Source organism: Streptomyces sp. NPDC053426 (assembly GCF_055585405.1).
Genome location: NZ_JBVJKE010000003.1, coordinates 212,876 through 231,360 on the forward strand (window position 1 = coordinate 212,876; position 18,485 = coordinate 231,360).

Here is an 18,485-nt window from a genome sequence, read left to right on the forward strand (position 1 = left end):
GCGGCTCAGCGGCTGACCGTCGTTCCGAGCAAAGCCGCAGGTGAGGGCTGCGTATGAGCGCGTATGCCCACAGATGTGCGCGGGCGTCCGGGTTTAGGCTCGGACGCCGGCACGTACGTGCCGTCACGCCACGTCGCATACCTAAGGATCACAACTGATGGAGCTCGGTCTCGTCGGCCTCGGCAAGATGGGCGGCAACATGCGCGAGCGGATTCGCCGCGCGGGTCACACCGTCCTCGGATACGACCGCAACCCGGACCTCGCCGACGTCCACAGCCTGCGGGAGCTTGTGGACAAGCTCAGCGGCCCCCGTGTGGTGTGGGTGATGGTTCCGGCGGGCGGGCCGACCCAGTCCACGATCGACGAGCTCGCCGAGCTGCTCGAGCCGGGTGACGTCGTCGTGGACGGCGGCAACTCCCGCTGGACGGACGACGAGAAGCACGCCGAGGAACTGGCGGCCAAGGGCATCGGCTTCGTCGACTGCGGTGTCTCGGGCGGCGTCTGGGGCCTGGAGAACGGCTACGCGCTGATGTACGGCGGCGACAAGGAGAACGTCGCCAAGGTGCAGCCGGTGTTCGACGCCCTCAAGCCGGAGGGCGACTTCGGCTCGGTGCACGCGGGCAAGGTCGGTGCGGGCCACTTCGCGAAGATGGTCCACAACGGCATCGAGTACGCCATGATGCAGGCCTACGCCGAGGGCTGGGAGCTCCTGGAGAAGGTCGACTCGGTGACCGACGTCCGGGAGGTGTTCCGTTCCTGGCAGGAGGGCACCGTCATCCGTTCCTGGCTGCTCGACCTCGCGGTGAACGCGCTGGACGAGGACGAGCACCTGGACGGGCTCCGGGGTTTTGCACAGGACTCCGGTGAGGGACGCTGGACCGTGGAGGCCGCCATCGACAACGCGGTCCCGCTGCCGGCGATCACCGCCTCGCTGTTCGCGCGGTTCGCCTCCCGTCAGGAGGACTCGCCGCAGATGAAGATGATCGCGGCGCTGCGGAACCAGTTCGGCGGCCACGCGGTCGAGAAGAAGTAGTCCGCAGGGCACGTCCCGTGCCCACAGGACCGTATCCACAGGACCGTTCCCGCGGTCCGCAACGCCGAGGGAGGTCGGCGGAACGACCATGCACGTCACGCATCTGTCGCTGGCCGACTTCCGGTCCTATCCCCGGGTCGAGGTCCCGCTCGACCCGGGGGTGACGGCCTTCGTCGGGCCCAACGGGCAGGGCAAGACGAACCTGGTCGAGGCGGTCGGCTACCTCGCCACCCTCGGCAGCCACCGGGTCTCCTCCGACGCACCGCTGGTCCGCATGGGCGCCGACCGCGCGATCGTCCGGGCCCAGGTCCGGCAGGGTGATCGGCAGCAGCTCGTCGAGCTGGAGCTGAACCCGGGCCGCGCCAACCGTGCCCGCATCAACAGGTCCTCGCAGGTCAGGCCCCGGGACGTGCTGGGGATCGTACGGACCGTGCTGTTCGCGCCCGAGGACCTCGCCCTGATCAAGGGCGACCCCGGTGAGCGGCGCCGTTTCCTGGACGAGCTGATCACCGCGCGTTCCCCGCGCATGGCGGGTGTGCGCTCCGACTACGACCGGGTGCTCAAGCAGCGCAACACCCTGCTGAAGTCGGCCGCGCTGGCGCGCCGGCACGGCGGCCGCACCCTGGACCTGTCCACGCTCGACGTCTGGGACCAGCACCTCGCGCGTGCGGGCGCCGAGCTCCTGGCGCAGCGGCTGGACCTGATCGCCACGCTCCAGCCGCTGGCCGACAAGGCGTACGAGCAGCTCGCGCCCGGTGGCGGACCGGTCGCCCTGGAGTACAAGCCGTCCGCGCCCGGCGAGGCCCATACGCGCGAGGACCTTTTCGAGCAGCTGACGGCCGCGCTCGCCGAGGCTCGCAAGCAGGAGATCGAGCGGGGTGTCACCCTGGTCGGTCCGCACCGCGACGATCTGCTGCTCAAGCTGGGCCAGCTGCCCGCCAAGGGCTACGCCTCCCACGGTGAGTCCTGGTCGTACGCGTTGGCGCTCCGTCTGGCCTCCTACGACCTGCTGCGCGCGGAGGGCAACGAGCCGGTGCTGGTGCTCGACGACGTCTTCGCCGAGCTGGACGCGCGGCGGCGCGAGCGGCTGGCCGAGCTGGTGGCGCCCGGCGAGCAGGTCCTGGTGACCGCGGCGGTCGACGACGACGTGCCCCATGTGCTGGCGGGTGCGCGGTTCGCCGTGGCCGAGGGGACGGTGGAGCGCGTATGAGCGACCGGGGCACGTCCGAAAGCGGTGCCGGGAGGGCCCCTGAGCCGTCCGGTGTCGACCTCGCGCGTGTGGCGTTGCGCGCGGCCAGGGAGGCGGCACGCGCGCGTGGGGACGCGGCGCAGCAGAAGAAGCAGGCGCGGCGCGGCGGCCTGCGCTCCGGTGCGCGTGCCGACCGGCGCGACCCGATGGCGCTCGGCCCGGCGATCAACCGGCTGCTCAGCGAGCGGGGCTGGGAGGCCCCGGCCGCGGTGGGCGGGGTGATGGGGCGCTGGCCCGAGATCGTCGGCGAGGACGTGGCCAAGCACTGTGAGCCGGAGCGGTACGACGAGGACGAGCGGGTGCTGGTCGTGCGCTGCGACTCCACGGCGTGGGCGACGAATCTGCGGCTGCTCGCGCCGACTCTGGTCGCGCGTCTGAACGAGGACCTCGGGCATGGCACCGTGCGGCTGATCAAGGTTGTCGGTCCCGGTGGTCCCGCTCGTCGTTTCGGGCCCCTGCGTGCTCCCGGGAGCAGGGGTCCCGGGGACACGTACGGGTGACCGGGCGCCCGTTCCGGCCCCTTCAGCCCCACGTGATGGACATCACAACGTGGGTCTCGGCAGTGCTGTTCCGCCGTCGGTGCCCGTTTCGTCGTGGCACCGCACACGGTTGCGAATCGCCACCTGACTCCTAAGTAGCCAAGGGTTGACGGCCCGAAGCGCTGAGTGCCCTCGTGGGGCTCTTGGAGCCCCCATCCGCATATCGGGAGTCGGACGAGACCGGTTGAGGGCGGCACATGCGGACTCAGGTACCGGCAAACCCCCATCGATGTCAGTGCTACCGGTAGAATGGAAGACAATCCCGCCCCGAACGTGGGGACCGCCCGGGAAAAGCTGAGCAACGCTGATCAAGGCTTACCAACGCAACATGCCGCAGCCGCTCCGGCAACCTGCCGACGAGCCCGGCTCGTGCTGTGCCAGAAAGGGCGCTTCGTGGCCGATTCCGGCAACCCCAACGAGAACATCCCGTCCACCGACACCGGCGTCAGTGACGCGGCGAGCACCTCGGCCGACGAGGCCGCCGCGTCGTACGACGCGAGCGCCATCACCGTCCTCGAAGGCCTGGACGCGGTCCGTAAGCGACCCGGTATGTACATCGGGTCGACCGGCGAGCGGGGACTGCACCACTTGGTGCAGGAGGTCGTCGACAACTCGGTCGACGAGGCGCTGGCCGGACACGCGGACACCATCGACGTCACGATCCTGGCGGACGGCGGCGTCCGCGTCGTCGACAACGGCCGCGGTATCCCGGTGGGCATCGTCCCCTCCGAGGGCAAGCCCGCCGTCGAGGTCGTCCTGACCGTGCTGCACGCGGGCGGCAAGTTCGGCGGCGGCGGCTACGCGGTCTCCGGCGGTCTGCACGGTGTGGGCGTCTCCGTGGTCAACGCGCTGTCGACGCGGGTGGCCGTCGAGATCAAGACCGACGGCCACCGTTGGACGCAGGACTACAAGCTGGGTGTGCCCACCGCGCCCCTCGCCCAGCACGAGGCCACCGAGGAGACCGGGACCTCGGTCACCTTCTGGGCCGACGGCGACATCTTCGAGACCACCGACTACTCCTTCGAGACGCTCTCCCGGCGCTTCCAGGAGATGGCGTTCCTCAACAAGGGCCTGCGGATCAACCTCACCGACGAGCGTGAGTCGGCGAAGGCCACCGCCGGTGCGGACGAGGCGGGCGAGGACGAGAAGTACGAGGTCAAGTCCGTCTCGTACCACTACGAGGGCGGCATCCTCGACTTCGTGAAGTACCTCAACTCCCGCAAGGGGGAAGTGGTGCACCCCACCGTGATCGACCTGGAGGCCGAGGACAAGGACAGGAACCTGTCCCTCGAGGTCGCCATGCAGTGGAACGGCGGCTACACGGAGGGCGTGTACTCCTTCGCCAACATCATCCACACCCATGAGGGCGGTACGCACGAGGAGGGCTTCCGCGCGGCGCTCACCTCGCTCATCAACAAGTACGCGCGGGACAAGAAGCTGCTGCGCGAGAAGGACGACAACCTCACGGGTGACGACATCCGCGAGGGTCTGACCGCGATCATCTCGGTCAAGCTGAGCGAGCCGCAGTTCGAGGGCCAGACCAAGACCAAGCTGGGCAACACCGAGGTGAAGACCTTCGTCCAGAAGGTCGTCTACGAGCACCTCAACGACTGGCTGGACCGCAACCCCAACGAGGCCGCGGACATCATCCGCAAGGGCATCGCGGCGGCCACCGCGCGCGTGGCGGCCCGCAAGGCGCGTGACCTGACCCGCCGCAAGGGTCTGCTGGAGTCGGCGTCGCTGCCGGGCAAGCTGTCCGACTGCCAGTCGAACGACCCCACCAAGTGCGAGATCTTCATCGTCGAGGGTGACTCCGCCGGCGGTTCGGCCAAGTCCGGCCGCAATCCGCAGTACCAGGCGATCCTCCCGATCCGCGGCAAGATCCTCAACGTCGAGAAGGCGCGCATCGACCGGATCCTGCAGAACCAGGAGATCCAGGCGATGATCTCCGCGTTCGGCACGGGTGTGCACGAGGACTTCGACATCGAGAAGCTCCGCTATCACAAGATCATTCTGATGGCGGACGCCGACGTCGACGGCCAGCACATCAACACCCTGCTGCTGACCTTCCTGTTCCGCTTCATGCGGCCGCTGGTCGAGGCCGGACACGTGTACCTGTCCCGTCCGCCGCTCTACAAGATCAAGTGGGGCCGGGACGACTTCGAGTACGCGTACTCCGACCGCGAGCGCGACGCGCTGATCGAGATGGGCCGCAACGCCGGCAAGCGCATCCGCGAGGACTCCGTCCAGCGCTTCAAGGGTCTCGGCGAGATGAACGCCGAGGAGCTGCGCGTCACCACGATGGACCAGGAGCACCGGGTCCTCGGCCAGGTCACCCTGGACGACGCCGCCCAGGCCGACGACCTGTTCTCGGTCCTCATGGGCGAGGACGTCGAAGCCCGCCGCGCGTTCATCCAGCGCAACGCCAAGGACGTCCGCTTCCTCGACATCTGAGTCGGTCTCAGCTGACCGCACCAGGAAGGACCTTCACCAGCAATGACCGACGAGAACACTCCTGTGACGACGCCCGAGGGTGACGCCCTGGCCATGCGGGTCGAGCCCGTCGGGCTCGAGACGGAGATGCAGCGCTCCTACCTCGACTACGCGATGTCCGTCATCGTCTCGCGTGCGCTGCCGGACGTCCGTGACGGCCTCAAGCCCGTGCACCGCCGCGTGCTGTACGCCATGTACGACGGCGGCTACCGCCCCGAGCGCGGCTTCTACAAGTGCGCCCGCGTCGTCGGCGACGTCATGGGCAACTACCACCCGCACGGCGACACCTCCATCTACGACGCCCTGGTGCGCCTCGCCCAGCCCTGGTCGATGCGGATGCCGCTCGTCGACTCCAACGGCAACTTCGGCTCTCCGGGCAACGACCCGGCGGCGGCCATGCGGTACACCGAGTCGAAGATGGCGCCGCTGGCGATGGAGATGGTCCGCGACATCGACGAGGAGACCGTCGACTTCACGGACAACTACGACGGCCGCTCCCAGGAGCCGACCGTCCTGCCGGCCCGCTTCCCGAACCTGCTGATCAACGGCTCGGCCGGTATCGCGGTCGGCATGGCGACCAACATCCCGCCGCACAACCTGCGCGAGGTCGCGGCCGGCGCCCAGTGGTACCTGGAGAACTTCGAGTCCTCGCACGAGGAGCTGCTGGACGCGCTCATCGAGCGCATCAAGGGCCCCGACTTCCCGACCGGCGCCCTCGTGGTCGGCCGCAAGGGCATCGAGGAGGCGTACCGCACGGGCCGCGGTTCGATCACCATGCGCGCGGTGGTCGAGGTCGAGGAGATCCAGAACCGCCAGTGCCTGGTGGTCACGGAGCTGCCCTACCAGACCAACCCCGACAACCTCGCGCAGAAGATCGCCGACCTGGTGAAGGACGGCAAGATCGGCGGCATCGCGGACGTCCGCGACGAGACGTCGTCCCGGACCGGCCAGCGCCTGGTCATCGTGCTGAAGCGGGACGCGGTCGCCAAGGTCGTCCTGAACAACCTCTACAAGCACACCGACCTGCAGACCAACTTCGGCGCCAACATGCTGGCCCTGGTCGACGGCGTGCCGCGCACGCTCTCCCTGGACGCGTTCATCCGGCACTGGGTGAACCACCAGATCGAGGTCATCGTCCGCCGTACGCGCTTCCGGCTGCGCAAGGCCGAGGAGCGGGCGCACATCCTGCGCGGCCTGCTGAAGGCCCTGGACGCCATCGACGAGGTCATCGCGCTGATCCGGCGCAGTGACACCGTGGAGATCGCTCGCGGGGGTCTGATGGACCTCCTGGAGATCGACGACATCCAGGCCAACGCCATCCTGGAGATGCAGCTGCGCCGGCTGGCCGCCCTGGAGCGCCAGAAGATCGTCCAGGAGCACGACGAACTCCAGGCGAAGATCAACGAGTACAACGAGATCCTCGCCTCCCCGGTCCGCCAGCGCGGCATCGTCAGCCAGGAGCTGGCCGCGCTCGTCGAGAAGTACGGCGACGACCGCAAGACGAAGCTGATCCCCTACGAGGGCGACATGTCCATCGAGGACCTGATCGCCGAGGAGGACATCGTCGTCACGGTCACGCGCGGCGGCTACATCAAGCGCACCAAGACCGACGACTACCGGGCCCAGAAGCGCGGCGGCAAGGGCGTACGCGGCACGAAGCTCAAGGAAGACGACATCGTCAACCACTTCTTCGTGTCCACCACCCACCACTGGCTGCTGTTCTTCACCAACAAGGGCCGGGTCTACCGGGTGAAGGCCTACGAGCTGCCCGACGCCGGCCGGGACGCGCGCGGGCAGCACGTGGCGAACCTGCTGGCCTTCCAGCCGGACGAGACGATCGCCCAGATCCGCGCGATCCGCGACTACGAGGCGGTGCCCTACCTGGTCCTGGCCACCAAGGCGGGCCTGGTGAAGAAGACACCGCTGAAGGACTACGACTCCCCGCGTTCGGGCGGTGTGATCGCGATCAACCTGCGGGAGCAGGAGGACGGTTCCGACGACGAACTGATCGGTGCCGAACTCGTCTCGGCCGACGACGATCTGCTGCTGATCAGCAAGAAGGCGCAGTCGATCAGGTTCACGGCGACGGACGACACGCTCCGTCCCATGGGCCGCGCGACCTCGGGCGTCAAGGGCATGAGTTTCCGCGAGGGGGACGAGCTGCTCTCGATGAATGTTGTTCGACCCGGTACGTTCGTGTTCACTGCCACGGACGGCGGGTACGCGAAGCGGACCGCCGTCGACGAGTACCGCGTCCAGGGTCGCGGCGGCCTCGGCATCAAGGCCGCCAAGATCGTCGAGGACCGCGGCACCCTCGTCGGCGCGCTGGTGGTCGAGGAGACCGACGAGATCCTCGCCATCACGCTGTCGGGTGGTGTGATTCGTACGCGAGTCAACGAGATCAGGGAAACCGGCCGTGACACCATGGGCGTCCAACTGATCAATCTGGGCAAGCGCGATGCCGTGGTCGGCATCGCCCGTAACGCCGAGGCCGGACGCGAGGCGGAGGAAGTCGACGGCGACGTGGCCGTGGACGAGACCACCGACGGGGACGCGACCACCAGGACGGACGAGGGTGAGGCGCCCTCGGCCGAGTAGCACGAGGAGTGAGTCAGCGTGAGTGGAGCCACGGGCGCCGGACCGGCCGGTACCAGCAGGGGAACGGACGGCGGCGGCCGTGGCTCCGCCGCGCGGGCGGCGGATCCGCACACGACCAATCTCAAAGCGATCAAGCCGCACGCCAAGGACGCCTCCTCGTCCGACAGGCAGGGATCCCAGGGGGGAACCGTGACGGACACCCGAGGCCCGCAGCAGGCCGCGCCCGGCCAGGGCGCCGCTCAGACGGCCTCACCACTGCCGGGGGAACGGCAGTCGCAGCAGCAGGCGGGCCCGTACCACCCGCCGCAGGCCTACCCGGCGCAGGCCGGTACGGCGGCCGGCCAGACCGGCGCGGTACGACGTCCCCGCACGGGGGCGCGCACCACCCCGCGCGTGCGCAAGGCACGTCTGCGGGTGTCGAAGGCCGACCCGTGGTCGGTGATGAAGGTCAGCTTCCTGCTCTCCATCGCGCTCGGCATCTGCACGATCGTCGCGTCCGCGGTGCTGTGGATGGTCATGGACGCCATGGGCGTGTTCTCGACGGTCGGCAGCACGATCTCCGAGGCGACCGGCTCCAACGAGTCGAACGGTTTCGACCTCCAGTCGTTCCTGTCGCTGCCCAACGTCCTGATGTTCACGACGGTCATCGCGGTCATCGACGTCGTCCTGGCGACGGCGCTGGCGACGCTCGGCGCGTTCATCTACAACCTATCCGCGGGTTTCGTGGGCGGTGTCGAGCTGACGCTGGCCGAGGACGAGTGAGCTGCTCACAGCGGTCTCCCCGCCCGTTTTGAGGGCCGCGCGACAACCGATTTTGGGACTGCCCCGGTCGTGCGCTAATCTTCAGGAGTCAGCGCGCGGGACACACACCGCAGAGCGCGGCGGGGCTATAGCTCAGTTGGTTAGAGCGCATCCCTGATAAGGATGAGGCCACAGGTTCAAATCCTGTTAGCCCCACCATCGAGAAGACCCCCAACCGATCACGGTTGGGGGTCTTCTCGTTCACGGGGCGCATCAGCCGGTGGGCGGTGCCCAGGGGCCCGGGCCGGAGGGGTGTGCCCCGGGTGGCGCCCTCGAAGCGATCGCAGTGGCTGATATCCGTCCCCTGCCGTGGACAGCGAAGAAGACCCCGGTCGGATGTCGACCGGGGTCTTCTGGTGTCGGCTCGGGCCGTGGTGCTGTACGCGAGTTCGCCAGGACTCCGGGAAGCGGCGACGGCGCGAGGAGGGGGCGGTGGAGGCCCTGTGATCAGCGCTGGAGGGGGATGCGGCCGGTGACGGGTTCCGTGCGGGTGGACGCCGTGTCGTCGGAGCAGTCCGCGGAGCCGGACTCCGCCGTCGTGTCCGAGGACGGACGGTGCCGGCAACTGGGAGACTTGCCGTGGGCCTCGGCGTGGATGCGCTGTTTCATCGTGGGGGGCAGGGCCCTGGACAGTGGCCAGGACCGCGGGGTCGTCGTCGGCGCCGACACGTTCGGGGTGCTGCCGCTGTTGCGCGTCTTGTCGGTCTGCGGTACGGCCGCGGAAGCGGTCGTGGTGATGAGTCCGAGCGCCGTGCACAGCGCGAGGAAGGCGGTGACGATGGCGTTCCACAGCTTCATGACCTTGTTCCGGGCCATGGCCCCTCACTTTCGGGTTGGGCGATTTGCGTACTTTCCTCATGATGTGTATGGGGCCCGCGAAGTGGTGGACCGACGCCCGTGGCGCGTGGATGTTCAGATGAACACCACACGGATGGGTGCATAAGCGGAGAAAAGATGCAGAACCGGCGTAGAAGCCGCCAAAGTGACCGTCCGTGCGGATGTGGTCATCCTCCGGCCGGATCGCCGTACTCCGCTTCTACTGCGCCGTGCCGGAGGGCAGTTGGCGGGGTCGACGCAGGTCACCGATCGGTATCGACCGGTGTGTATAGTCGGGCGCCAGAGGTCCCCTACGTCAAGGAAAGACGAGGTCGCGCGGTGAAGAAGCTTCTCCTGGTCGCACTGGCCGCCATCGGCGGGCTCCTCGTGTACCGCCAGATCCAGGCGGATCGCGCCGAGCAGGATCTGTGGACGGAGGCGACTGACTCCGTGCCCACGGGTTCGTGAGTACCGATATCCGACGCTGAACAGACCCCGGCCGCCCACGCGGTCGGGGTTTCGTGTGTACCGGGGACTTGTCGGAGGGCCTCGTCCGCGGGGCAGGATGGGCGCGGTGCGACGTCCGGGCGACGACGAGGGGTGGCGCGTGAGGGGACGGCGGGGTAGGGCCCGGGCCGGGCACGGCGGGCCTCCGGCCGGCGGACGTGCGGGCGTGGTGACGCTCGTGTCCGTGACGGTGCTGGGGCTGGCCGGTGTGCTGCCGGGGCGGGTGGCCGTCGCGGACGAGGCCGCCGAAGACGTCGGGGCCTACGCCTTCGCCGGGGACGCGCGGAGGATCGACGGCGCCGTGAGCACCGCGGACGCCGTGGAACGACTGGAGCCCGGCCGCACCTACCGGAGCACCCTCCCGGCGAGCGGGCCTGTCTACTACCGTCTCGAACTCGACGCCACCACGAACACCTACGTCTCCGCCACCGCCGCACCCCCGGCCGGCCGCACCGCCTCCGTCATCGACGGGGTCAAGGTGTCCGTGCAGGACGGCGAGGGCCGCTCCTGCGACGTGGACACGGCGAGCTTCGGCACCGCCGGCAGCCGGCACCCGGTCGCCGCGTGGGCCATGCGGGAGATCTCCCCCAGGAGATCGCTCTGCCAGGAAGCCGGTACGTACTACCTGAGCGTCGAACGCGTCGACCCGGACGGGGAGGGCTCCTCCCCCGGCCCCTGGGAGATGGAGCTCACCGCGGTGGCGGAGCCCCCTCTGGAGCGGGCCGGTGCGACGAGCGCGCCGAAGGAATGGAACTCCGCCCCGCCCCAGCCCCTCACCGGGAAGCCCGAACGGCGCTCCGGAGGCGCGGGCTTCTCCCGGGCCACCCCCGTCGGCCAGGGAGTCTGGCGGGACGACATCCGCCCCGGCCAGACACTCTTCTACAAGGTCCCCGTCGACTGGGGCCAGCAGCTCCACGCCACCGCCGAACTGGGCGGTTCGAGCAAGGGCGTCAGAGGCTACACCGCCGCCGCGCTGGACCTGGACCTCTACAGCCCCGTACGCGGTCACGTCGTGGACGTGGGCGTCGGCTACGACGGCGGCCGAAAGGCGGAGAGCCTCGCGCCCCTCCCGCCGGTCGCGTACGTCAACCGGCACGCCGCCGGCCGCCAGGCCGGGGCGATGCGGTTCGCCGGCTCCTACTACCTCGTCGCGCACCTCTCGGCCGCGGTGGCGGACGACTTCGGCGACGGGCCCGTCCCGCTGACGCTGCGGGTGCGGCTGAGCGGTGCGGCACAGGACGGGCCCGGATACGCGGGGGAGTCCGTGCCGCCGGACGTCTTCACGGTCACGGGGGAGGACCGGGAGGCAGCGGCCGAGGGCGAGGACGCGGGCGACGACGCCGCCTTCCGGGCGCTCGCGGTGGGCGGCATCGGTACGGGCACCGCACTGCTGGCGGGGCTCGGTGTGTGGACGCTGGCGGCCCGGCGGCGGGCCGTGCCGTAGGCCGTGGACGGCCCGGACAGCGGCGGTCAGAGGCGCGTGAGGGCCCAGAACCCCACGGCGTAGCAGGCCAGGGCCAGGAGCAGCAGGGGAACGACCACCTGCGCCGGAGGGCCGGGGCGGCGGCTGCGCCGGCGGTGGGTCCGAGGAGCGGTGGACCCGCGCCGTGACGGTGCCTCGCCCCCAGGCGGGGCCTGCGATGCCTGGGCGGTGTACTCCGCGGTGGAGGCGTCGGGACGCGCGGCCGGCCGTGGCAGGGGGGAGCGGAGCTGATGGGTGGGGTCGTGGGGGGACACGGCGGCCGACCGGTGCTGTACCGGCCACCGGGGGGCCTGCTCGGGGGGCGGCGGAGCGGGCGCGGGGGAGGAGGTGACCGTGGCCCGGGGCGGTGGCAGGGGGAAGCTCCCGGTGTCCGACATGCCGTGCGGCTGCGGGAAGGCGCCGGACGCGGCGCCCAGACGTGGATCGGCGGGTACGACGCCCCCGCCCGGGCCCGCACCGGGCGCCCCTGTCCCATCCCGGCCCGCACCGAGCATCCCTGACCTGTTCGGGCCCGCCCTGAGCATCCCTGATCCGTCCGGGCCCGCCCTGAGCTCCCCTGAGCCGGTTCCGACGTTTGTGCCGGCATCCGCCGCCGTGGCCGGCCGGACGGACCCGGGGCCGGCCGTGCCGCCGGAGGCGTCCGCACCCTCCGTGTCCCGGCCGGATCCGGAGCCGGGCGACGAGTCCCCCTCCTCCTCCGGAGCCGTACGCACCACGCCCGAAGCCCGCTTCAGCGGACCGCCCGCGGTGAACCCCGGGGGCAGGGGACCCAGTTGGTCGAAGATCTCGATCAGTTCGTCGTCGGGGCCGGGCTCCGGAAGGAGCTCCGCGGCGGCCGCGAGCGCCTTCCGCGCCCCCGTGGCCGTACGGAACCGCGCCTGCGGATCCGGCTGGAGCAGTGAGGCCACGACCTGCCACAGCGGCTCGGGGATGCCCTGGGGCGCGCCGGGCGTGCCGTGGTCGGCGAAGTACTGGATGAGGGCCTTGGCGTCCGGCTTGGCGCCCTCCAGCAGATACAGCGCCACCAGGCCCACGGCGAACAGGTCGGCGGGGAAGTCCGGCTCGGAGCCCATCAGCTGCTCCGGCGCGAGATAACCCGGCGTGCCCACCACCAGGTTGGTCTCGGTCAGCCGGGGCTCGCCCAGCCGCATCGCGATGCCGAAGTCCGACAGCCGCAGCCGCGGCCTGCCCGTGCCGGTGGCCTCCAGGAGAACGTTGGCGGGCTTGATGTCACGGTGCACGACGTCCTCCGCGTGCACCGCGGCGAGCCCCGCCAGTAACTGGTCGAGCAGGGTGCAGACGAAGGCCGGCGGCAGCGGACCGTAGTCGCCGACCAGGTGGACCAGCGAACCGCCGGCGACCAGGTCCATGGTGAACAGGACCTTGTCGTCGTCGGCGGCCCAGCTCGTGGGCGCCAGGACATGGGGGTGATCGATCCGCAGCGCCTGCTCGCGCACGAAACGGAGCAGGGAGTGGGCGTCGCTCTGCAGCAGGACCTTGGCGGCCACATAACGGCGGCGGCGGTGGTCCCAGGCGCGCCAGACGGCGCCGACACCCCCGCGCCCGATCGGATCGACCAGTTCGTACCGGCCGGCGAAGACCTCACCCATCGCTGTGCGTCGCCCTTCCCCTGCGGTGTCCCCCGTCTTCCGCGCGTCCCCGGCGGCCGGACCCCCCCTTCGGCCGCCGGGCGGGGAGTCAGTTCTGGTGGGACTGGTAGTGCGTGACCGCGTCGGAGGTGCGGCCCGCGCCGTAGACCCGGAGGAACTCTGCCAGCTCGGGGTGCGTGGGGGCGAGGGTGTCGGCGGCCTCGATGATGTCGCCGGCGGCGGCCACCGAACGCAGCAGGGACTGGATCTCACGGACCACCCGCTTGACCGTGGGAGCCCCCGAACTGCTGGTCGTCTGCGTGGTGTTGCTGAGCACCGAGCCCCCCTGTGACCTCTTGATCTCGTCCATGCGCTCGGTCGCCTCGGCCGCGCTCACACTGCCGTCGGCGACCTGCCCCGCCAGGTCCTGCAGCAGTTGCACCCGCTGCACCACGGCGGGATTCCCGATCTTCGCCCGCTGGCCGCTCATCAGCTGCGACAGCATCGGTGCGGACAGTCCCAGAACCCCCGCGAGACGAGCCTGGTTGAGGCCCAGGTCGTCTATGAGCCTACGGAAGAGCGCCCCCAGCGGCTCCCCGTACCAGTTCCGCTGCAGTTCCCGCGCTCTTGCGGTGGCTTCCTGCTGTGCGGCGTCCATTGCGTCTCCCCATCGCTTCCCCAAGAACCGTGGTTCGCTGTAGCGAACCACGTCCGAGCATCTTACGGAGAGTGGTTGGTCACGGGGACCCCCAATCTTTTTGCGGAATCCCCGGGGGGACCCGGTACTCTGGTGCCAGGCGCCCACCGGGATGCGGTTCTCGCAGGTGGACGCTTTCCTCCGGGGCCTTAGCTCAGTTGGTAGAGCGCTGTCTTTGCATGGCAGATGTCAGGGGTTCGACTCCCCTAGGCTCCACACTCGGACCCCTCCCACCTGCGGAAACGCGGTGGGAGGGGTCCCTTGTTTCACGTGAAACGGCGCGGTGGGGGGGGAGGAACCCCCCCCCCCCCCCCCCCCCCCCCCCCCCCCCCCCCCCACCCCCCCCCCCCCCCCCCCCCCCCCCGCACCCCCCCCCCCCCCCCCCCTCACCCCCACCCCCCCCCCAATGAGAAAGGCCGGGGGGGGGGTTCTCTTTGTTCCGGGAAAAGGGTGGGGGTGGGGCAGGAGCCATCCAAGTCTCCTGCCCCACCGCGCCGTTGACGCCGCCGCGCGTCAGGTCTGGTCGTCGCGCCGGGCGGCCTCCTCCTCGGCCTCCTTGGCCTCGACCTCCGGGTCGAGCGTGGCCCCGCTGCTGCCGTCCACCGATGTCAGCTTGGCCGACCCCGACGACACATCCGTCGCGGCCGGCGGCTCCACCAGCCAGTCCGGGTTGGCCTGCTTGTCCCACCACTTCCAGGCGGCGAAGGCACCACCCGCCACGGCGCCCAGGATCAGGACCACCCTCGCGGCACGGCCGGCCTTCGCCCGCCGCCGCTGCTTGCGGACCAGCTTCTGGATCTGCCGCGCCGGAACCTGGCCGCGCAGCGCGATCAGCGCGGCCGCGCCACGGGCCGCGGCCTCTTCCGTCACGGGACCGGCGGCGGCCACCGCCTGCTCGATCCTCGGACGGGAGTAGTCCGCCGCCTGCCGGGCGACCTTGCGGGTGCGGTCGGCGGCCTGGTGGGCGGCCAGGTCGACCTTCGGCGGCACATGCGTCCGGGCCTGCTCCAGATACGGCTGCACATGGGCGCCGTACTGGACGCGGGCCTGGCCTGCGGCCTGCGTCACCATGGGCGCGAGCCGTACGCGGGCCTCCTGCGCGTAGTGCGCGGCCCTGACCTTGGCCGTGTCGGCGTAGGGCGCCACCACTTCCGCGGCGTGCAGCACGCTGTCCTTCGCCGAACCGGTCGCGGCGCGCACGCTGTCGATGCGGGTCACGGGTTCCTCCTCCTCGGTGGCGTACGGTATTTCGACTTTCCACCCTTTTACGGATCATGCCTGCCGGGTCACCGCGCGGCATGCGCGGGCGGGCATCCGGGTGCCGATGGACTTGATCGACGGTGATGTCGACTGTGATAGCGGATGAATCCGGGCAATGGGAGCTTGCCGTCGACAATGCCACGGATCGCCGCCATGCGCCCCCGGCGCGGGACCGCTCACCCGGTTCCGCGCAAGCGGAACGGCCCGGTCCCCCACCGGTGAACGGGCGTCGGGCGACTGCGTGCCCCGTCCGTGCGAGGATCAGGGAGTCACGGAAAGACAACGGAAGGCACATCGTGGCTGAGCAGCTCAACGCCACCCTGAAGACCAACCAGGGCGACATCCAGGTCCGGCTCTTCCCGAACCAGGCGCCGATCACGGTCAAGAACTTCGTCGAGCTCGCCAAGGGCGAGCGGGAGTGGACCCACCCGGCGACCGGTGTGAAGTCCACGGACAAGCTCTATGACGGTACGGTCTTCCACCGGGTGATCAGCGGCTTCATGATCCAGGGCGGGGACCCGCTGGGCAACGGCACCGGTGGTCCCGGCTACCAGTTCGAGGACGAGTTCCACCCGGACCTGCGCTTCGACAAGCCCTACCTGCTGGCGATGGCCAACGCCGGCCCGGGCACCAACGGCTCGCAGTTCTTCATCACCGTCGCCCCGACGGCCTGGCTGAACCGCAAGCACACCATCTTCGGCGAGGTCGCCGACGCCGCCAGCCAGAAGGTCGTCGACGCCATCGCGGCCGCGCAGACCAACCCGCGCACCGACCGTCCGGTGAACGACGTCGTGATCGAGTCGGTCGTGATCGGCGAGGTCAGCAAGGGCTGACACCTCGTCCCCCGGAGCGCGAAAGCCCTCGAAGGGAACCAATCGCCCCGCTCATCCGTAAGGATGGGCGGGGCGGGGCTTTTCCACACGACCTAGGGGATCCCATGGACGACCAGGCAGCCGGCAGTCCGCAGGACGCCCAGAGCGTCCCCGTCTGCTATCGCCACCCGGACCGCGAGACCGGCATCCGCTGCACCCGGTGCGAGCGGCCGATCTGCCCCGAGTGCATGGTCGACGCCTCGGTGGGGTTCCAGTGCCCGGAGTGTGTCCGCAGCGGTTCCGGCACGGGGCACGCGCCGACGGCCTCCATGCCCCGCACGCTCGCCGGTGGAGCCGTCGCCGCCGACCCCCGGCTGCTGACCAAGATCCTCCTCGGGATCAACCTCGCGGTGTTCATCGCCGTACAGGTCCGGTCGTCCCTGCTGGACCACCTCGTGCTGGTCGGCGTCTGGCCGCCGGCGCCGTTCCTTCCCACCGAAGGGGTGGCCGAGGGCGAGTGGTACCGCCTGTTCACCTCGATGTTCACGCACGAGGAGATCTGGCACATCGGCTTCAACATGCTCGGTCTGTGGTGGCTCGGCGGACCGCTGGAGCAGGCCCTCGGCCGCGCCCGCTATCTGGCGCTCTATCTGATCTCGGGCCTGGCGGGCAGCGCGCTGACGTATCTGCTGGCCGCGGGGACCACGGCCTCGCTCGGCGCGTCCGGCGCGATCTTCGGGCTGTTCGGCGCGACCGCCGTACTGATGCGCCGGCTCAACTACGACATGCGGCCGGTCATCGCCCTGCTGGTGATCAATGTGATCATCACGTTCGGCTGGGGCAACATCGCCTGGCAGGCCCATGTCGGAGGGCTCGTCGCCGGTGTCGTGATCGGGTACGCCATGGTGCACGCCCCGCGCGAGCGGCGGGCGCTGGTGCAGTACGGCACGTGTGCGCTGGTGCTGGCCGTGGTCGTCCTGATGACCCTGCTGAGGACGGCGCAGCTTACCTGAGCACCGGGTTTGTCCACAGTCGGTGTTGGATCTTGTGCACAGGGTGTGGGAAGGGTCGAGGGCCAGGCGTTCGATCGGTGTTTCCGCAGCTCAGGCGAGGTGCGAACAGATTTTCGGTTACTGGTATTTCTGTCACACCGGCGTCAATGCCCTGAAAGTTATCCACAGATCGGGTCTGCTATCCACATGTGGACAAGGGCTGTGGATAACTCAGAGGACAACCCTGCCCAGAGCTGATGGACAGCCCTGGGCAGAGGAGCGCTCACTGTACGGCGGGCGTCACTTCCACTGGGTGGAGACGCCGAACCCGGCGGCGATGAACCCGAAGCCCACCACGATGTTCCAGTTGCCCAGGGCGTCGATGGGCAGCGAACCGTCGGTGACGTAGAAGACGACGATCCAGGCCAGGCCGATGAGGAACATGGCCAGCATCACCGGCGCGACCCAGGCACGGTTGGTCAGCTTGATCGCGGTCGTCTGCTTCGCCGGCGGCGGCGTGTAGTCGGCCTTCTTGCGGATACGTGACTTCGGCACGAGGGTCTCTCCTGTCGATGCGCTGCGTGGCCGCGCAGGGAACTGGGTCGGGCTCGGGGCAGCGTACAAGGGGACTCCGAGCACTCCCCCGGGCGTCCGTTAGCGTAGTGCTTCCACGGCGCCGAAGGAGATAAGGGTACGTTGAGCAATTCTGCCGACTTCCCCGGCAAGGAATCCAGTCCTGCCCGCCGACGCCGTCTCCGGCCCGTGCGGATCCTCACCGCGGGCGTCTTCGCTCTGGCGGGACTCATCTTCTTCACCAGCTTCGACACGGCCAAGGGCACCAACATCCGCACGGACGCCTCGCTGCTGAGGCTCTCCGACCTGATCCACGAGCGCAGCCGCAAGAACGGCGAGCTGGAGGAGTCCAACGGAGCGTTGCGCGACGACGTGGAGACCCTCGCCGAGCGCGACGACGGCAGCACCAAGGCGGAGGACGACAAGCTCGCCGCCCTGGAGAAGCGCGCCGGCACGCAGAAGCTCAAGGGCGAGGCGATCACGGTCACCCTCGACGACGCGCCGCCGGACGCCACCGCCAAGCTCCCCGGCTACCCCGAGCCGCAGCCCGACTACCTGGTCATCCACCAGCAGGACCTCCAGGCCGTGGTGAACGCGATGTGGCAGGGCGGCGCCGAGGGCATCAAGGTCATGGACCAGCGGCTGATCTCCACCAGCGCCGTGCGCTGTGTGGGCAACACCCTGATCCTCCAGGGCCGCGTCTACTCACCGCCGTACAAGATCACGGCGGTAGGTGATCCCGAGAAGCTGAAGAAGGCGCTCAGCGCCTCGCCGGCGATCCAGAACTACATGGTGTACGTCAACGTCTACGGGCTCGGCTGGGAGGTCGAGGACAACGGGACGGTGACGCTGCCCGGCTACTCGGGCACGGTGGACCTGCACTACGCGAAGCCCGTGGAGTAGCGGCCGGCCCCGGTTTCACGTGAAACATGCCCGGACATCGAGAAGGGCGGCCCTGAACCACGTATGCGTGGGTGCGCGCGGCCGGGCCGGCCCTGACCTCACACACCCTGTGGAGGCCGGGAAACCGGAGGGGTCGCGCC

At 69.8% G+C, this 18,485-nt stretch carries 16 protein-coding genes and 2 tRNA genes; 13 read left to right on the forward strand and 5 right to left on the reverse strand.

All coding sequences use genetic code 11. The annotated features are described in order from the left end of the window. The first annotated feature begins 157 nt into the window (after positions 1 to 157). The 7 genes from gnd to ACZ62B_RS07935 all read left to right on the forward strand — a co-directional run bounded on the left by gnd (position 158) and on the right by ACZ62B_RS07935 (position 8,872). Positions 158 to 1,033, forward strand: a complete 876-nt coding sequence (gnd, locus tag ACZ62B_RS07905; protein WP_030857037.1) for a phosphogluconate dehydrogenase (NAD(+)-dependent, decarboxylating) — start codon at positions 158 to 160, stop codon at positions 1,031 to 1,033. Between the two features lie 88 nt (positions 1,034 to 1,121). After that, the gene (gene recF, locus ACZ62B_RS07910; protein ID WP_344563202.1) at positions 1,122 to 2,243 is read left to right on the forward strand and encodes a DNA replication/repair protein RecF; all 1,122 of its coding nucleotides are present in this window, start codon (positions 1,122 to 1,124) and stop codon (positions 2,241 to 2,243) included. Further along, a complete protein-coding gene (locus tag ACZ62B_RS07915) occupies positions 2,240 to 2,782 on the forward strand; it encodes a DciA family protein (protein ID WP_344563200.1) in 543 nt (180 codons plus the stop codon). Before recF ends, ACZ62B_RS07915 begins: the two co-directional genes overlap by 4 nt. 432 nt (positions 2,783 to 3,214) lie before the next feature. Then, positions 3,215 to 5,275 carry a DNA topoisomerase (ATP-hydrolyzing) subunit B gene (gyrB, locus tag ACZ62B_RS07920; RefSeq protein WP_344563198.1) on the forward strand — a complete coding sequence of 687 codons (2,061 nt, stop codon included), beginning with the start codon at positions 3,215 to 3,217 and terminating at the stop codon, positions 5,273 to 5,275. A gap of 42 nt (positions 5,276 to 5,317) precedes the next feature. Then, positions 5,318 to 7,912, forward strand: coding sequence for a DNA gyrase subunit A (gyrA, locus tag ACZ62B_RS07925; RefSeq protein WP_344563196.1), 2,595 nt, complete (start codon positions 5,318 to 5,320; stop codon positions 7,910 to 7,912). A gap of 18 nt (positions 7,913 to 7,930) precedes the next feature. Beyond that, the gene (locus ACZ62B_RS07930) at positions 7,931 to 8,674 is read left to right on the forward strand and encodes a DUF3566 domain-containing protein (protein WP_344563194.1); all 744 of its coding nucleotides are present in this window, start codon (positions 7,931 to 7,933) and stop codon (positions 8,672 to 8,674) included. 121 nt (positions 8,675 to 8,795) lie between these two features. Next, positions 8,796 to 8,872: transfer RNA gene (locus tag ACZ62B_RS07935), tRNA-Ile, on the forward strand. A gap of 288 nt (positions 8,873 to 9,160) precedes the next feature. On the opposite strand, the gene ACZ62B_RS07940 is transcribed toward ACZ62B_RS07935, so the two are convergent. Beyond that, positions 9,161 to 9,529, reverse strand: coding sequence for a DUF6344 domain-containing protein (locus tag ACZ62B_RS07940; RefSeq protein ID WP_344563192.1), 369 nt, complete (start codon positions 9,527 to 9,529; stop codon positions 9,161 to 9,163). Positions 9,530 to 9,868: 339 nt separating this feature from the next. Between ACZ62B_RS07940 and ACZ62B_RS07945 the strand changes: the two genes are divergently transcribed. Continuing rightward, the gene (locus ACZ62B_RS07945) at positions 9,869 to 9,997 is read left to right on the forward strand and encodes a DLW-39 family protein (RefSeq protein WP_003999697.1); all 129 of its coding nucleotides are present in this window, start codon (positions 9,869 to 9,871) and stop codon (positions 9,995 to 9,997) included. A 208-nt stretch (positions 9,998 to 10,205) separates the two neighbouring features. Next, positions 10,206 to 11,480, forward strand: coding sequence for a hypothetical protein (locus tag ACZ62B_RS07950; protein WP_469689613.1), 1,275 nt, complete (start codon positions 10,206 to 10,208; stop codon positions 11,478 to 11,480). Between the two features lie 26 nt (positions 11,481 to 11,506). Here ACZ62B_RS07950 and ACZ62B_RS07955 read toward each other — a convergent pair whose 3' ends face one another. Both ACZ62B_RS07955 and ACZ62B_RS07960 read right to left on the reverse strand, forming a co-directional pair. Next, on the reverse strand, positions 11,507 to 13,129 hold the full coding sequence (locus ACZ62B_RS07955) for a serine/threonine-protein kinase (RefSeq protein ID WP_469689427.1): 1,623 nt from the start codon (positions 13,127 to 13,129) through the stop codon (positions 11,507 to 11,509). Positions 13,130 to 13,217: 88 nt separating this feature from the next. Continuing rightward, positions 13,218 to 13,766, reverse strand: coding sequence for a helix-turn-helix domain-containing protein (locus tag ACZ62B_RS07960; RefSeq protein WP_073933312.1), 549 nt, complete (start codon positions 13,764 to 13,766; stop codon positions 13,218 to 13,220). A 182-nt stretch (positions 13,767 to 13,948) separates the two neighbouring features. Between ACZ62B_RS07960 and ACZ62B_RS07965 the strand changes: the two genes are divergently transcribed. Next, positions 13,949 to 14,021: transfer RNA gene (locus ACZ62B_RS07965), tRNA-Ala, on the forward strand. Positions 14,022 to 14,318: 297 nt separating this feature from the next. Here the strand turns inward: ACZ62B_RS07965 and ACZ62B_RS07970 are convergent. Then, positions 14,319 to 15,023, reverse strand: coding sequence for a DUF5324 family protein (locus ACZ62B_RS07970; RefSeq protein ID WP_344563185.1), 705 nt, complete (start codon positions 15,021 to 15,023; stop codon positions 14,319 to 14,321). A 338-nt stretch (positions 15,024 to 15,361) separates the two neighbouring features. Here ACZ62B_RS07970 and ACZ62B_RS07975 point away from each other — a divergent pair, with 338 nt between their 5' ends. Both ACZ62B_RS07975 and ACZ62B_RS07980 read left to right on the forward strand, forming a co-directional pair. Then, a complete protein-coding gene (locus ACZ62B_RS07975) occupies positions 15,362 to 15,898 on the forward strand; it encodes a peptidylprolyl isomerase (RefSeq protein WP_344563183.1) in 537 nt (178 codons plus the stop codon). A gap of 104 nt (positions 15,899 to 16,002) precedes the next feature. After that, positions 16,003 to 16,890 (forward strand): rhomboid family intramembrane serine protease, encoded by an 888-nt coding sequence (locus tag ACZ62B_RS07980; protein ID WP_468721023.1) that lies wholly within the window; start codon positions 16,003 to 16,005, stop codon positions 16,888 to 16,890. Positions 16,891 to 17,169: 279 nt separating this feature from the next. Here ACZ62B_RS07980 and crgA read toward each other — a convergent pair whose 3' ends face one another. Continuing rightward, positions 17,170 to 17,424 (reverse strand): cell division protein CrgA, encoded by a 255-nt coding sequence (gene crgA / locus ACZ62B_RS07985; RefSeq protein WP_210922164.1) that lies wholly within the window; start codon positions 17,422 to 17,424, stop codon positions 17,170 to 17,172. 141 nt (positions 17,425 to 17,565) lie between these two features. On the opposite strand from crgA, the gene ACZ62B_RS07990 reads away from it, so the two are divergent. Continuing rightward, complete coding sequence (locus ACZ62B_RS07990) at positions 17,566 to 18,345, forward strand: DUF881 domain-containing protein (RefSeq protein WP_468721020.1); 780 nt, start codon at positions 17,566 to 17,568, stop codon at positions 18,343 to 18,345. The last annotated feature ends 140 nt before the right edge of the window (positions 18,346 to 18,485 follow it).

What these genes read in the sequence shown, in the direction of transcription:
- gnd (WP_030857037.1), top strand. Translation starts at nt 158, where the DNA reads ATGGAGCTCGGTCTCGTCGGCCTCGGCAAGATGGGCGGCAACATGCGC.
- recF (WP_344563202.1), top strand. Translation starts at nt 1,122, where the DNA reads ATGCACGTCACGCATCTGTCGCTGGCCGACTTCCGGTCCTATCCCCGG.
- ACZ62B_RS07915 (WP_344563200.1), top strand. Translation starts at nt 2,240, where the DNA reads ATGAGCGACCGGGGCACGTCCGAAAGCGGTGCCGGGAGGGCCCCTGAG.
- gyrA (WP_344563196.1), top strand. Translation starts at nt 5,318, where the DNA reads ATGACCGACGAGAACACTCCTGTGACGACGCCCGAGGGTGACGCCCTG.
- ACZ62B_RS07940 (WP_344563192.1), bottom strand. Translation starts at nt 9,529, where the DNA reads ATGGCCCGGAACAAGGTCATGAAGCTGTGGAACGCCATCGTCACCGCC.
- ACZ62B_RS07955 (WP_469689427.1), bottom strand. Translation starts at nt 13,129, where the DNA reads ATGGGTGAGGTCTTCGCCGGCCGGTACGAACTGGTCGATCCGATCGGG.
- ACZ62B_RS07960 (WP_073933312.1), bottom strand. Translation starts at nt 13,766, where the DNA reads ATGGACGCCGCACAGCAGGAAGCCACCGCAAGAGCGCGGGAACTGCAG.
- ACZ62B_RS07980 (WP_468721023.1), top strand. Translation starts at nt 16,003, where the DNA reads ATGGACGACCAGGCAGCCGGCAGTCCGCAGGACGCCCAGAGCGTCCCC.